General features: G+C 60.3%; 13 protein-coding genes. 6 read left to right on the top strand and 7 right to left on the bottom strand.

Annotated elements, in window-relative coordinates:
- Positions 1-161: 161 nt before the first annotated feature.
- Positions 162-1,310 carry a hypothetical protein gene (locus VJZ71_18415; protein HKQ50056.1) on the top strand — a complete coding sequence of 383 codons (1,149 nt, stop codon included), beginning with the start codon at positions 162-164 and terminating at the stop codon, positions 1,308-1,310.
- Positions 1,311-1,716: 406 nt separating this feature from the next.
- Here the strand turns inward: VJZ71_18415 and VJZ71_18410 are convergent, their stop codons facing one another.
- The 4 genes from VJZ71_18410 to nadA all read right to left on the bottom strand — a co-directional run bounded on the left by VJZ71_18410 (position 1,717) and on the right by nadA (position 6,193).
- The gene (locus VJZ71_18410) at positions 1,717-2,490 is read right to left on the bottom strand and encodes a DUF4276 family protein (GenBank protein HKQ50055.1); all 774 of its coding nucleotides are present in this window, start codon (positions 2,488-2,490) and stop codon (positions 1,717-1,719) included.
- Positions 2,483-3,601: an AAA family ATPase gene (locus VJZ71_18405; protein HKQ50054.1), complete on the bottom strand. Its 1,119-nt coding sequence runs from the start codon at positions 3,599-3,601 to the stop codon at positions 2,483-2,485. Before VJZ71_18405 ends, VJZ71_18410 begins: the two co-directional genes overlap by 8 nt.
- A 323-nt stretch (positions 3,602-3,924) precedes the next feature.
- Positions 3,925-4,362 (bottom strand): hypothetical protein, encoded by a 438-nt coding sequence (locus VJZ71_18400; GenBank protein ID HKQ50053.1) that lies wholly within the window; start codon positions 4,360-4,362, stop codon positions 3,925-3,927.
- 604 nt (positions 4,363-4,966) lie between these two features.
- Positions 4,967-6,193: a quinolinate synthase NadA gene (gene nadA, locus VJZ71_18395; protein ID HKQ50052.1), complete on the bottom strand. Its 1,227-nt coding sequence runs from the start codon at positions 6,191-6,193 to the stop codon at positions 4,967-4,969.
- A gap of 216 nt (positions 6,194-6,409) precedes the next feature.
- Here nadA and VJZ71_18390 point away from each other — a divergent pair, with 216 nt between their 5' ends.
- Entirely contained in the window at positions 6,410-6,988 is a 579-nt protein-coding gene (locus VJZ71_18390) for a DUF2617 family protein (protein HKQ50051.1), read from the top strand.
- Between the two features lie 391 nt (positions 6,989-7,379).
- Here the strand turns inward: VJZ71_18390 and VJZ71_18385 are convergent, their stop codons facing one another.
- Both VJZ71_18385 and mtnP read right to left on the bottom strand, forming a co-directional pair.
- Positions 7,380-7,895, bottom strand: coding sequence for a phosphatidylglycerophosphatase A (locus VJZ71_18385; GenBank protein ID HKQ50050.1), 516 nt, complete (start codon positions 7,893-7,895; stop codon positions 7,380-7,382).
- The gene (mtnP, locus tag VJZ71_18380; protein HKQ50049.1) at positions 7,892-8,773 is read right to left on the bottom strand and encodes an S-methyl-5'-thioadenosine phosphorylase; all 882 of its coding nucleotides are present in this window, start codon (positions 8,771-8,773) and stop codon (positions 7,892-7,894) included. Before mtnP ends, VJZ71_18385 begins: the two co-directional genes overlap by 4 nt.
- 110 nt (positions 8,774-8,883) lie before the next feature.
- Between mtnP and VJZ71_18375 the strand changes: the two genes are divergently transcribed.
- The 4 genes from VJZ71_18375 to nth are packed head-to-tail and all read left to right on the top strand — an operon-like array spanning position 8,884 to position 11,897.
- Positions 8,884-9,936 (top strand): phosphotransferase, encoded by a 1,053-nt coding sequence (locus VJZ71_18375; protein HKQ50048.1) that lies wholly within the window; start codon positions 8,884-8,886, stop codon positions 9,934-9,936.
- Positions 9,937-9,990: 54 nt separating this feature from the next.
- Positions 9,991-10,665, top strand: coding sequence for a molybdenum cofactor biosynthesis protein MoaE (locus VJZ71_18370; protein ID HKQ50047.1), 675 nt, complete (start codon positions 9,991-9,993; stop codon positions 10,663-10,665).
- The gene (locus VJZ71_18365) at positions 10,662-11,150 is read left to right on the top strand and encodes a DUF4149 domain-containing protein (GenBank protein ID HKQ50046.1); all 489 of its coding nucleotides are present in this window, start codon (positions 10,662-10,664) and stop codon (positions 11,148-11,150) included. Before VJZ71_18370 ends, VJZ71_18365 begins: the two co-directional genes overlap by 4 nt.
- A 9-nt stretch (positions 11,151-11,159) precedes the next feature.
- Positions 11,160-11,897: an endonuclease III gene (gene nth / locus VJZ71_18360; protein ID HKQ50045.1), complete on the top strand. Its 738-nt coding sequence runs from the start codon at positions 11,160-11,162 to the stop codon at positions 11,895-11,897.
- Here the strand turns inward: nth and VJZ71_18355 are convergent, their stop codons facing one another.
- Positions 11,898-13,898 carry a glutamate synthase gene (locus VJZ71_18355; GenBank protein HKQ50044.1) on the bottom strand — a complete coding sequence of 667 codons (2,001 nt, stop codon included), beginning with the start codon at positions 13,896-13,898 and terminating at the stop codon, positions 11,898-11,900.
- Positions 13,899-13,922 lie beyond the last annotated feature (24 nt).

Here is a 13,922-nt window from a genome sequence, read left to right as displayed (position 1 = left end):
TCCCAGCGCCCCAATCGCCGGCGCATTCCCGACCCCCTGTCTCGGATAGCCCCGGCCAAAGCCGGATAACTCATATCGCCCCGCACTCCGGGCGATAGGGTAGATGCGCCAAGAGACTGCCGCAGCGCAAAACGTGCGGCATGAGGGATGAAGGTACCGCCATGAAGGACAACACGGTCTGCCTGCACAATCTCGACGACCTCGCCTCCTATGAGCTGCCCGGCTTCGTCATTGCCGCCCGCACCAAGGATCGCACGGACCTCTTTGAGACCCTGGGAACGCTCCGGCCCCGCGTCCTCATCATGGACCTCGACGAGACAAAGGCCGCCGACGTCATCATCCGCGCCATCGAACTCGTCTCCAACCTTTGCATCATCGGTGTCACCGATCAATCCAATCCCCAGGCCATGGTCGAGGCGGTCCGCGCCGGATGCAAACAACTCGCCACCAAGCCCGTCGACCCCAACGACCTGATCGTGGCCATTCGCCGCGGTCTCAATGAAAGTTCGGAGTCGCGACAGGCCGGTCAGATCATCGGCGTGATCAGCGCCGTCGGCGGCGCCGGCGGCACCACGGTCGCCTGCCACCTGGCGCAGGCCCTCGCCGACATTCTCGAGTCCGGCCCGCTCCTGATGGACATGGACTTCGAGTTCGGCGGCGTGGCCCGGGCATGGGACCTCTCGCCGAGCTTCACCATCGCCGATCTCGCCGGCAGCGGCTCGGTCGATGCGCTGCTGCTCAAGAAGGCGACCTGCGAGATTGCCCGCGGAATTGCGATCCTGGCGCGGCCCAATCGCATGGACGAAGCCCATGCCATCGACGATACGATGGTCCGGATGATCGTGCAGTGCGCCCGCGGCATGTACCCGTATATCGTGCTCGATCTCCCCCGCAAATTGGACGCCGTCGTCGGCGCGGCACTCGAACAGTGCGCCCGGACGCTCCTCATCACCCAGGCGACCGTCCCTGCCATCGACAACGCCAAGCGTCTCGCCGACGCGCTCATCAAGGCGGGCATGGACTCCGGTCGGATCGAATTCGTCCTCAACCGCCACCGCAAGAACATCCACACCCTGACGCCCGACGCGATCGAACAGAACCTGGGCAAGAAACTGCTCTGCACGATCCCCAACGATTTCAAGGCCGTCTCCAGCGCCATGGACCTCGGCACGCCGATGACCAGCGACAACCCCGTCTATCGCGCCATCTCGGAACTGGCCTTCAACCTCGCCGGCCGCGCCCCGAAAAAGGCCACGAGCGGCTGGCTCGCCAAATTCGGCATGGGCAAGAAACCTGCTCCGGTGTCGTAGCAACCCCCTCTCCCTTAACCAGCCCGACGCGCAAGCAAGGGAATTTTTTGGCTGGGCAGGGCGAGGCTCCCGCCGACCCGTAGCGCCCCCCCTCTGTGGGGGACGAAGAAGCGTCCGTGTCCCTGTGCCGAACGTCTTTTCCGATTTGGCAAGGCGACGCACCCGGCAGATCATCGCCAAGACCTGGCCCCTCACCCAAGTCCCCGACACCAATCGCCAGATGGAACAAGGCGACTTCTTCGGAAATATCGTCGTTATCCCATTGCGTCACCCCTTGTGGGTGACGACAGTCGGAACGGTCGGGTTTCTGTACCGACTAGGTTTGCCATTGCGTCCGGCACCGTGTCTCGAAGATTCGCTATCCACGCCAGATTGACCAACCTTGAAAGGTATATGAACGCCTTCCCTACTTCGGCGTTAGCGCCAACGATTCAAGCTTCTTTATCCACGAACCAAAATGAGAACAGTCCGACACAAGTCTATCAAGCCCAATTCGCCGAGCAACGATCGGGCTGTGTAACCCTTTGCGAAAGCCAGCCACGATGCCCTTGATCCGTCGTGACGGACAGGTTTCAAACCCATCATCGATGGCCTCGGGATGGCCTGCGGCGGTGATGATTGCGTCAAACTGCTTCCGATAGTACGTCTCAGTAATGGGCGATATGGCGGTTGCGGCAGCAGCAAGTACTCCCGTATCTGAAAAAAGTAGCGCCTCAAATTCATGAAGCTGGACATACGGAATGAACTGCGATGGATTAAACGAAACGCCGATAGTTTCGCCGATGTCCTCAGCCATCATAGCCTCGACATAGGCCGCTCGCTTGGCCCAAGCTAGTTTGGAGGCTTCGCGTCGCCCAGGCCAATCAGAAGGCATCGCGTAATAGTCGAACATCGTAGTGCAAAAGCGTCCTGCCCTCAGTGGCCGGATGATATCATTCCTAGCAGAATCCCATTTCTTTACGCCGCCCTGTCTTTGCGTCTTACCCGACAGGATCGCCCAGATAGCGAATCCGAAGCTTCCCAAATGTTCGGCAAGTTGATCGCGTACAAATGTCTGTTCAGTTTGGCCCTCTACAATGGCAACAATTTCAACACCTCGACTACGGCCCCGACGTAGTGAATTCGGCTCAACACCCTCCTGTTCTTCGGTGTTGAGTGTTTCTGGGGGACCTTCACTCATGGCTCGGTCCCCCACGAACTACGTTCTTCTGCCAAAGTTCGCCGACGGAATATTCTCGAAGCCACTCAGTAAGTTCTGTCTCATCAAGGCGATCGAAGGTAGAACTACCTCCATCGCGATTCACCACAACTATGTCCTTAGGTTGAAAGTGGTCCAAGAGCGTCGGCGATTGGGTCGAGATGAGTACCTGAGTCTTCGCCGCTGCCGACTGAATGAGTTCGGCGATCAATGTAATTGCAAAGGGATGCAAGCCCAGTTCAGGCTCATCGATAACCACGGCCGAGGGAGGCGTTGGCTGCAGCAATGCGGTCGCCAAACAAATAAAGCGAATTGTCCCGTCAGATAGATTGGACGGCTGAAAAGGATAATCGCTACCCTTTTGCCGCCATTCCAGTTTGAGTTTTTCGTCGCCAGCTTTCTCGCGCGAGCGAAACAGAAAATCATCGAAAAACGGAGCGATTAGCCGAACGGTATCCCGAACTAGCTCGTAGCTTTGCTTGTGCTCGTGTCGTAACTTCCAGAGGAATGCGGCGATGTTTGACGCGTCAGGCCGAAGTTGTTCAAAGTCACCCGCAGATTGCTCTCGTCGCATAGGCGCGAGGAGACCAGTATCGTGAAAATGATAGACCGTCCAGCTTGAAACGGCATCGTAAACGTATCCTGGCACGCCTTGCCCTTGGCCCATGCGCGCGGGATCATTTTTTCTTGTCCGGAGGTTTGATTCGCGTAGGCCCTTCCCTATTGAACGAAGCATCCCAAGACCGTAGCCCCCAGTGTACTGCACTCGTTCGTCAGCGATTTGAATACTACCGTCCGCAGTTGGCTCGAGGTCAAACTCATATACATTAGATCCAAACTCCAACCGCGATGAAATCTGACGAGTTTGCTGTGGACCCAGAAAGAAAAAGCCGTCTCCACCTCCCTGCTGGTTCACGAATTTTTGAAAGCCCTCATCCGCCATCGCCCGTAGCATCCGGAAGAAATCAACGAGATTGCTTTTGCCTGCACCGTTAGCCCCGATCAGGACGTTTAGATCGGAAAGGTCAAATCGATCGAGTTTCTGGATCGATTTGAACCCCCGAATGGTTATCGACTTAAGGCAACTACTCATGTTCCGTTCCTTGCTAACGGCCGTACCACAATGGTACCAGAATCACAGAAAAGGCGCTACTGGTAATAAGCGAGCAAAGGGTACAACGCTACGGATATTGTGAACAAGGCGTAATCCGTTTGCGATCGGTCCCGCGGCACACTCCCTAAGGCCTCCTGAGGCGCACGGCACCGCGACGCGCTCCGCCGAACCAACGCCAACCGCGTTGATGTCCTTTAGCATAGGATTGGTCGCCGCTGCGGCCAACCCCTGGGTGCAAAGACCAGGCAAATCAACCACCTCAACGGAGTTGTGACGCAACCCTGACAGGCAACGACGATTACTCAGGGCAGTCCCGGCGCGCGGGGAAGACCTTGGGCCAGTGACAAGGCCCCGTTGGGGCAACTGCGCCAGGTCGACCCCGACATAGCGGGGCCGCTACGAGGAGTCGGGGGCGGGCTGTCGGGATTCCCGCCACGGCGGGTCTCCGGGAAGACGCCGAAGGCGATGAGGGCGCGGCGGAGGTCGCGGCAGCGGAGTTGGTCAGGTGAGAGCTGTTCGTCGGGGGCGTTGGGGCTGAGGTCGTACTCGGCGATGAGCGCGGGGTCGATCCAGTGGCTTTCGCGCGGGCGCTCAGTGAGACCGTAGGCGGCGCGGATTTTGAGGCGGTTCCGCCCTAGCCTCCCCCACCCCACCGAACCAACGCCAACGGCGTTGTTGTCCTCAAGCCCAAGTCCCGTTTTGGGGCATTCCTCCCTCCCCCGCCCCTGTTCCCCGTTCACCTGCTCAACTGTTCCCCTGCTCTACTGCTCAGATCAGAGGGAGCGCTGAGCAAGGTTGTACTCAGAGGCAAAAAAGAAAGGCAGGCCGCGTGTTCCGTCGCAACGCCGACGAACGCCGCCCCGGAGATTCCGCGCCATGTTCGCAAACACCCCATCGAAACGCCCGTTCGCCGCCGACTCCGGCGGCTGTTCAGGCTCATTCCGGCTCATTCAGCCTCGTTCAGGGGGTGGGGGGGCCCTCCTGAACGCCGCTCCCCCCCTCAATCCCTTAATCCCTCATTCCCTGAATCCCTATCTGATTCCATCTGCGGTTTCATCTCTTCATTCCGCAATCCGCATTCCGACTTCCGCATTGGAACCGTTCCGTCTTGTTCTGCCTTGTTCCACCAACAAAAAAAAGGAGCCGCGGCGAGCGATGATCGGCAGCCGTTGCCGTCCCGCCGATTCCACTATTTTCCACTATTTACCGTCCCAAAGATTCCCCGCCATGAACACGACCACCATCGAATCTTGTCTCGCCGCTCCTCCCCTCAATCCCTTAATCCCTCATTCCCTGAATCCCTATCTGATTCCATCTGCGTCATCTGTGGAAATCGACTTCCCACTAATCGACCACGCCCGCGAGCGCGGCTGCCGGGGCGGGGCCGGTCGACTTGGTCTCGCCTGTCCCCACCAGGGCGAGCATCCGGTCCAGCGCGATCCGCGCCAGCGACCGCGTCTCGGGGTCGACGCGGATCTGGTTCGCCACGCGACCGGCGGCGAGTTCGTCCAGCACCCAGAGCAGGTGCTTGCGGTCGATGCGGTACATCGTCGTGCAGAGGCATTGGATGCCGGAGAGGAGCCGGATGTGCTTGACGCCTTCGAAGCGTTTCGCCAGCCGATGCACCAGGTGCACCTCCGTCCCGACGGCCCACTTGCTGCCCGGCGGCGCGGCCTCGATCGTCTTGATGATGTACTCCGTGCTCCCGGCGAGGTCGGCCTTCTGCACGACCGACCAGTCGCACTCGGGATGCACGATGACGCGGTACGCCGGATCGATCGCGCGGATTTCATCGACCTGTTTCGCAGTGAAGAGTTGATGGACGCTGCAATGGCCCTTCCAGAGGATGACGCTCGCGCGGCGGACCCCTTCGGGCAACAGACCGCCGGTCGGCTGTTTGGGGTCGTACACGACCATTGCATCCAGCGGCCAGCCCATCGCGTAGGCCGTGTTGCGGCCGAGGTGTTGGTCGGGCAGGAAGATCACCTTCCGCCGACCGCTCGGTCGGGCCGGGTCTTCACCCTCGAGGGCCCACTGCAGAACCCGCCGGGCGTTGGAGCTGGTGCAGCAGGCCCCGTCGTGCCCCCCCACGAAGGCCTTCACGGCGGCCGACGAGTTGACGTAGGTGATCGGGACGATCGTCGCTCCATCGGCAGCGTCGGTCAGGAAGTCCCAGGCTTCCTCAACCTGGTCGATCCCCGCCATGTCGGCCATGCTGCACCCGGCGGTCAGGTCGGGCAGGATCACCTTGACGCGATCAGCCGTCAGGATGTCGGCCGACTCGGCCATGAAGTGGACGCCGCAGAAGACCACGAACTCGGCATCCTTCTGCTCCGCCGCCAGTTGCGAGAGCTTTAGGCTGTCGCCGGTGAAGTCGGAAAATTCGATGACATCATCCTGCTGATAGTGGTGTCCGAGGATGACTAAGCGATTGCCGAATAAGGCTTTATGGGCGCGGATACGGTCCCCGAACTCCTCTTCGCTCATGGCTGCGTATTTCGGAGGCAAGGGGGGCTGGTAAAGCACGTCAATCTCCGGAGGGGTGGCTCCGAATTCTAGCCGAGCTTCCACCGTACGCAATTCTGCGTCAAAGCGGGGAAAACGGGCCACAGATCAGGGGAAGGCGACATCTCTAATCTTCATGTAGGCAATAGATTGCGCTGTTTCCGGCGTGGCTGGGAGTAAGTTGGGGATATTTTCACAATTTCGTTGCGATGGCCCTTTTCAGCCAGATATAATGGTCCGAACGCTTGCGTCGTACGTACAAATGGGTAGGAGCCTAAAGCCGTGCCGAAGGATTCTCAGTTGGAACTTGGACTTACCAAACAGCGCAGCACCGATCTGAATTTCTACCTCTATCGCCGCGCGCTGCACCCGGAACTTTTCCACATCTATCTCGATAAGCATATTAAATACGGAAACTTCCAAGCGGACATCTGGATCATCGGCCTCTCCCACCTTGTGACCGTCCAAAGCAACGGAACGATGGTGACCGAGCTGACGGCGATGCCCAGCGAACTCCTGACCGACCGCAACCTGGTGACGCAATTCCGCTTCCGCGGCGAGCGCGATTTCCAGTATCGCTTCAGCGACAACATGCGCTACATCTTCAGCAGCCAGGTCGAGGAGATGACCGAGCACATTTTCCGGACGACCTACCGCGACCTCGTTCGCTACGCGAAGCAGAAGGGTCTGTACGTCCCCTACAGCCAGTGGGCGACGAACGGTCTGGAGCCGTTCTCCTTCATCGACTTCGAGACGCGGCACACGGAGCTGCACGTCCACGCGTATCACGCCTTCCCCGGCGAGTGGCGCATCCTGCGGACGCAGTCCATCTTCGAGACAGCGCCGGCGGGTCGCAAGTAATCCCCGACTTTCTTCAATAATGCAATTTCTTGTGCTGCGCGCAGCGCTGCGAAGCGCCGCATAACGCGGACGTGATTTGCTTTTCGCGTTCGAATGTGGTAAGAGTTATTAACAAAGCGATGTTTGTCTCTGCCATGTTCGATCACGGAGGCACGCATTTTTTGAACCGATGCGTTTGAACCCAGGGCGCCGGCCGGTGCATGATTTCCGGGCGTACTCCGAAAACTCGGAGAGGTCCAGACTTCCCGCGAAGCGACCCACCTTGTCAGCAAGGGTTCAAGAAGGCCGCCTTCGACCGGCATTACGGTGGAGACTTGTTTCGCTTTGGGATCACCCGCTGCGTATCAACGGAGCGGGTTTTCTTTTCGCCGCAGCGCCGGCAATTAGTGCGTTATCCGAACCATCCGGGAAGGAACCGAACGGCCCCGTGCAGGATGGCCAGCGCATAAAGGCCCGCCACTACGTCATCGAAAACAACCCCCCAACCGCCCGGAAGCTTCCGCTCAATCCAATTGGCCGGCCAGACCTTGGCGATGTCAATCGCCCGCTCCAGAAAAAACGCCGCCGTGATGATCTGCCACGTCGCCGGCAGGCCGATGAGCGCGATCCAATAGCCGGGGATCTCGTCGATGACGTTTTTCTTGCTGTCCTTCTCTCCCAAAAAGAGATCCGTTCGTCCCGCTATCCAAACAGCGATGGCCGTCAGCGCCGCGGTCACGACTATAAACGCCGGCGTGCCTATTTCGAAAAAACCCACGAGAACCCAGTAAACGGGAATGCCCACGAGCGCCACGGAGACGGTCCCGGACGCGAACGGCACATAGCCGAGGTAAGCCAGGGTGCCCACAAAGTGAAACAACCGGTTAGCCGGTGAGCGCACCGTTGCATTCCGAGGGGTATCGTTCATGTAGCAAAATACCGCGCCACGATCGGCCCCAGTCGCGAGATGGCGGCGGGCGAGGCCTGTTTTTTGGCCGTCCAGATCGCCAGTTCCAACGCCGATTGGCAGGCGCAGGCCGGCGGGGGAATGCTGACGAGGGAGCGCACGGCGGAGCGGATGAGCCGGATGGAGTTCTCCGTGGCCGCCTCCATGTTGTGGAGGATCTCGGCAAGCAGCGCCCGCTTGTCAACGCCGGGCTCGTGCGGCCGCCAGCAATCGTAGTCCGTCGGCAGGGCCAGCATCGCGTAACAGATCTCCGCTTCGCGGGCCAACTTGGCCTCCGGCATGCAGGTCATCCCGATCAGATCGCCGCCCCACGATCGGTGCATCCGGCTTTCGGCGACCGTCGAGAACGCCGGTCCCTCCATGCAGACATAGGTGCCGCCGTCGTGGATGGTAAGTTCCAGCGCCTCGCCCGCCGCCAACAGCGCCTTCCGCAAGGTCGGGCAAAACGGCTCGGAAAACTCTGCGTGCGCCGCGATGCCCTGTTCGTCGAAAAAGGACGACGCCCTTTGCGTGGTCTTGTCGATCACCTGATCGACGACGACCAGGTCGCGCGGGCGAATCTCCTCGCGGAGACTCCCCGTTGCCCCGCTGGCGATGATGTGCGTCACGCCGACGGACTTGAGGGCATAGATATTGGCGCGATACGGCACCGCCGTCGGCGGGATGGTGTGGCCGGGACCGTGCCGCGGGAGGAATGCGATCTTCGCTCCCTCCCAATCCGCCATGATGATCGCCGAACTGGGCTCGCCGAAGGGAGTGCTGAACCTCCGCTCCTGCCCCTTCACTTCCTGCAAGAGGGCGTGTCCGAGGCCGGAGCCGCCGATTAAGCCGATCATCATTTCTGCCACGCTCACCTGCTCCTTTGTCCGGTCGGACGCTTTCCGGGCGCCACCACCCTGACTATCGCCCACCGGCTGCGTGGCGTCAATCCGCCGCGGGCGCTTACACTATGTCGATGAAGGCGCCGCGGGAACAATTCGTCGCCGCCGAGTTGGCGATCGTCCTCAGCCACTATGATCTCGGTATCGTCACCGATATCGTCGAATTCCCCAAAGGCTCACACGCCGCGGCCAAAGTCGTCGTCACGACAACCAAAGGACGATTCCTTCTCAAGCGCCGCCCACGTGGGAAGGAGGACCCTTACCGGGTCGCTTTCGCCCACGCCCTGCAGAACTTCCTCGCCCACAAGCATTTCCCCCTCCCGCACTTGATCGGGACCAGGGAAAACAACAACTCGATGCTCAAGATCGAGGATTCCATCTACGAGGTTTTCGAGTTTATCGAAGGCGTCCACTACGACGGAGGGCTTGTTCCCACCTACGAAGCGGGCAAGACCCTCGGTCTTTACCACAAGCTGATTCAGGACTACCACCCGGAGTACGACCCGCCACCCGGCCATTATCACGACGCCAAGGGTGTCCACGAGGCTTTCGATCGAATGGCGCCGATCCTCGAAAAACTACCTTCCGCCACGGGACGCGAGCGTGAAGTGGCTCATGTCGTTGCGACCGTTCGAAAGGCCTACGCGTCAGCCGCACGGGCGGTCAATGAACTCGGCCTCGCTGGCTGGCAAACGCAGATTGTCCACTCCGATTGGCACCCGGGAAACATGATCTTCGATCGCGGACACGTCGCGGCGGTCATCGACTACGATGCCGCGCGGGTCGCGGCGCGGGTGGTCGATATCGCCAACGGCTGTCTCCAGTTTTCGATGGTCACCGGCGGGCGCGACGTCACTGCGTGGGAAGACCGAACCGACACCGCCCGCTCCCGGCGATTTCTTCGCGGGTACGATGAGATGAATGTCGTCTCGCAGGCGGAACTCGCCGCCGTGCCGTTCCTCATGCAGGAGGCGCTGATCGCCCAGACGGTGCCGCGGATCATGAAATCGGGAACTTTCGCCGGACTGGACGGATTCTTGTTTCTCCAGACGGTCATACGAAAAATAGAATGGCTGCAAGCCAACCGAGCCGAGCTTGAATTGGAGAACCGGGAGTCTTGACGGCGCGTGACTTGAAGGAGTCGCGTGCGCGGCATAGAGTCGCCGCACAGTCCCATGGCAAAGATCACCATCAGATTCTTCGGCCCCGCGATCGAAATGGCCGGGAAGGACTCGATGACGCTGGACGTCGAGGCCGGCGCTACCGTCGGATTGTTGGCGGGGCGGCTGGCGGAAATGTTTCCCGGACTGGGCAAGGCGCTAGGGATTCGATTGGCAGTGAACCGGGCGTATGTCGCACTGGATCATGTTCTGAACGACGGAGACGAAATTGCCGTGATTCCGCCCGTTTCCGGCGGGGCGCCGGAGCCCAGCGCGTTTCTTACTCGCGAGGTCATTGAACCGGCGCCGCATCTCGCTCGGCTCAGTCGCAACGAATCGGGGGCGATGGCGACGTTCATGGGGACGGTTCGCGCCGAGGCCGAAGAGTATCGACGTCTCGTCGGCCTAGAATATGCGGCGTACGAGACCATGGCCGCCGAGCAATTGGAAGGCGTCCGGCAACGGGCGCTCAAGAGCTTTGCGATTCTCGATGCGATCATCGTGCATCGACTGGGGCGGCTGGAACTGGGCGAGACGTCGATCCTGGTGGTCGTTTCCGCGGCACACCGCGCGGACGCCTTCGACGCCTGCCGCTGGATCGTCGATACCGTCAAGACCGACGTGCCTATCTGGAAAAAGAACCTCTGGACGGACGGGAAGGCTGAATGGGTGGATCCCACAGGATCATGAATGTAATTCGGGCCCTGGCGCATACGGCAGCGGGCATCTGGCTCGGCGGGATCATTGTGATCGCCATTGTCGCGCAGACCACGTTCAGCGAAATGCGCAACAGCGGCGTGGAGAGGCCGAACGCCGTCGCAGGCCAGGTCATGGCCCGCAACTTCGGCCGATTTAACGTCGTCCAGATTAGTTGTGCCGCGGCACTGCTTCTTTGGCAGGGCGCCGCGCTGGCGCATCGCCGCCAAGGGCCCCGCGACTGGTTTCGCATTTCGCTGATCGTCTTGGCGACGGGACTTCTGGCGTACCACGTCGCCCTATTGACGCCGAAGATTGTTGATTTCCAGCCGCTCCTGGCGCGGCCTGACGCGGAGGAAGCCATTCGAGCCGCGTTTCAGGAATTCCATCGGACCGCCGTGCGGGTTTCACAAGCGCTGCTCGTCGTCGTCGCGGCCATTACCATCGAAATGGCGTTACCTCTGGCGCGCCGGGCCTGAGTATTTTGCATGTCTAAGAAAAAAGTCCGATTCAAGCCAACGCGGGCGGCCAAAAAGAAGCGTCCGGCATTCCGGGAGTCCCCCGACAATCGGATACGGCGTGCAAAGTCGATCCTGAAGTTGTTGCATGAGCTCTATCCCGATGCCGAGTGCGCCCTGGATCGCAAATCGGCGCTCGAGCTGCTCGTGGCGACGGTCCTCTCCGCCCAATGTACGGACGTACGCGTCAACATGGTGACGCCGGAAGTCTTCAAGCTCTACAAGACGGCCCGCGACTTCGCAAACGCGAAGCCCGCCGAGCTGGAGCAGCTCATCAAATCGACGGGCTTTTTTCGCAACAAGACCAAGAGCCTGATCGGCGCGGGCAAGACCATCGTGGAGCGATTCGGCGGCGAGGTTCCCGGTACAATGGCTGAACTCCTTGAGATCCCGGGCGTCGCCCGCAAGACCGCCAACGTCATCCTCGGCACGTGGTTCAAGAAGAACGAAGGTGTCGTTGTGGATACGCACATCGGGAGGCTGGCGCACCGGCTCAGGCTTACATGGCGATCCCGCGACGACAAGGACGCCGTCAAGATCGAGCAGGACCTGATGGAGATCATCCCGCGCGAGGATTGGACCTTCATCGGTCACGCGCTCATTTTCCACGGCCGCCAGGTGTGTTCCGCCCGAAGCCCCGCCTGCGACAGGTGCAAGCTCGCTCCGCACTGCCCGTCGGCGTTCACATTTGGTCCGAAGTCATTATAATCAGCACAGCCCGGCACTAATGTTGACCTGATGAACACGATCGGTCCGCAGAAGCGATGTCAGCAGTATCCGCATCGTGTGGTACGCCCTCATGTCAACAACATGCCCCGTCGCGTCGTGTGGGCCGAACGCGAACCATCGTTCAACGGAGTGGTCCGCATTACGTAGAAATAGGCAGACTTCACCGTCCTCGAATCTGTAGCCCCCCCACCCGGCCTCGTGCTCCAACAAGTATGTCCGTCCCTTAATCCGCCCCTGCATTCGCGGGGTCGCACCCGTCACGTCGATGTAGAACCCGTCCCGCCCGGCAAACGCGGACCATGCCGCGAAGCTGCCGAAGAAGTTCGGCTTCTTGATAAACGGCCCGTCGTACTCCGGGCAGAAGGTGTCGCAGTTGCCGCAGTCGTTGCAGAAGTCGGCGAAGTTCGCGATTTGGGCGTCTTTTTCCACGACGATTTGATGCGCTTCTCCCGCCTTCAGCTGACCGTTCGCTACGACGAGGTCGGTGAACGTCACCCGCTGCGGCTCGCACGAATACAGAAAGTTTGCCGCGTTCGGGCAGACCGGCAGGCACTTGTCGCATGTGATGCAGTCGAACGTGTCGAGGTGCGAATCGATCCGCTTGGGCTCCTTGCGGTTTGCCGCCGCGTGGTACCGCGCATCCTTCTGCGTCTCCTCCGCGATCACCGAAAGATTTCGCGCTGCCGCGATTTCTTTCGCCATTGGTAATTTGTCATTCGTATTTCCCGCTTGCCGTGCAAGCACGACATACTCATCGATCATTCTCGCTCCGACGCGCCGCATCTCCCCCGCCAGCGCCGTCAAATACGGCGGCAAGCGGCCATAACCACCGGGCCTCAACAAATCCGTACAAGTCGTAACCGGACAGAACCCACAGGCAATCATGTTCGCGAAGTTTTGGCGGTCGACTCCCGCACTAAACGTAAACGGCGAGTCCGGCCCCACCGCCTTGCGAAACTCATCGGCAAGCATCAGCGTAATGACGTGCAGCGGCTGGCCGGAAAGATACTGAATCTTGCTGTCCGGCGTGAAAAAAGTGCGGTGGTTCTCTACCTCCAGCGTATTGGAGAATTTTGCGCCGAATCCGCGCTTTCGAGACGCCGCCAGCGTCGCCAGCCGACCGCACAATTCGACCCCTTCCTGAAATTGCAATCCATTCGTGTATGCCGCCTGGTTCACGCGCAGCTCGGTGTATCCCATCACGTCGTAGAGCAGATGCTCCAGCCGCTCCTTGCCCAGCATCGGCGGGTTCATCTTCACTACAACATCGCAGTCTAAATCGCGCAGGAGGAATTCGCAGATCTTCTCGATTTCTGCTGCCGGACAGCCGTGAAACGTGGAAAGCGTGATACTCTGTGACAGGTGCGTCGGGTAGTCCAAGTCACGCAATCGGCTCAAGTCCCGCGGGATCTCGGCCCGCAGTCGCTCGACCTCCTTACGTGCATCCTTCATCTGATCGATAAATGACCGCACCGGCGCGGACGAGATGCCCGCCAGGTCGTACCCGACGCTCAAATCCCAGATCGTCTCGGTCGCGTGCGACGTGATCGGCGAATCGGGGATGATCCCGCCGTGAATGAGCATGTGGACTAGCATCGCCCCGGCGACGTACTCGCGCAGGGCCTCGGCGATCCGCAGCTCCTGCGACCATTCGATGTTGTAGCCGATGGTCGTCGCGTCGATGCAGGGTCGGCCGATCTTCAGCCGGTCGTTGATCTGGACCGTCTTGAGTTCGAGAATCCGCGAGCCCGCCAGCCAGGAGAGCACGAGGTTCTGGGCCATCTGCGTCTGGGGCCCCGCCGCCGGCCCGACCGGCGTGCCCGCAGCCTGCCCGTGAAATGTCACCGAAAGGTTTGGCCCGTTCGGGTCTGGCGTCCACCATTTTCGCTGAGGCAGATGAAAAATCTCCCCCTGCCGCGCGTACTCCAGGCGCATGCGGTTGATGAGATCAGGAAGGGGTGCGGGGACCAGTTCGGCCATTAACGCCAATTCTATCCAACGTGG

The organism is Phycisphaerae bacterium (assembly GCA_035275405.1).
GTDB lineage: Bacteria > Planctomycetota > Phycisphaerae > UBA1845 > UTPLA1 > DATEMU01.
This window is presented reverse-complemented; position numbering and strand designations above follow the sequence as displayed.

Bases quoted from the DNA above. Each gene is read 5' to 3' on its own strand.
- VJZ71_18415 (HKQ50056.1), top strand. From the start codon at position 162: ATGAAGGACAACACGGTCTGCCTGCACAATCTCGACGACCTCGCCTCC.
- VJZ71_18410 (HKQ50055.1), bottom strand. From the start codon at position 2,490: ATGAGTGAAGGTCCCCCAGAAACACTCAACACCGAAGAACAGGAGGGT.
- VJZ71_18405 (HKQ50054.1), bottom strand. From the start codon at position 3,601: ATGAGTAGTTGCCTTAAGTCGATAACCATTCGGGGGTTCAAATCGATC.
- VJZ71_18385 (HKQ50050.1), bottom strand. From the start codon at position 7,895: ATGAACGATACCCCTCGGAATGCAACGGTGCGCTCACCGGCTAACCGG.
- mtnP (HKQ50049.1), bottom strand. From the start codon at position 8,773: ATGATGATCGGCTTAATCGGCGGCTCCGGCCTCGGACACGCCCTCTTG.
- VJZ71_18375 (HKQ50048.1), top strand. From the start codon at position 8,884: ATGTCGATGAAGGCGCCGCGGGAACAATTCGTCGCCGCCGAGTTGGCG.
- VJZ71_18370 (HKQ50047.1), top strand. From the start codon at position 9,991: ATGGCAAAGATCACCATCAGATTCTTCGGCCCCGCGATCGAAATGGCC.
- VJZ71_18365 (HKQ50046.1), top strand. From the start codon at position 10,662: ATGAATGTAATTCGGGCCCTGGCGCATACGGCAGCGGGCATCTGGCTC.
- nth (HKQ50045.1), top strand. From the start codon at position 11,160: ATGTCTAAGAAAAAAGTCCGATTCAAGCCAACGCGGGCGGCCAAAAAG.
- VJZ71_18355 (HKQ50044.1), bottom strand. From the start codon at position 13,898: ATGGCCGAACTGGTCCCCGCACCCCTTCCTGATCTCATCAACCGCATG.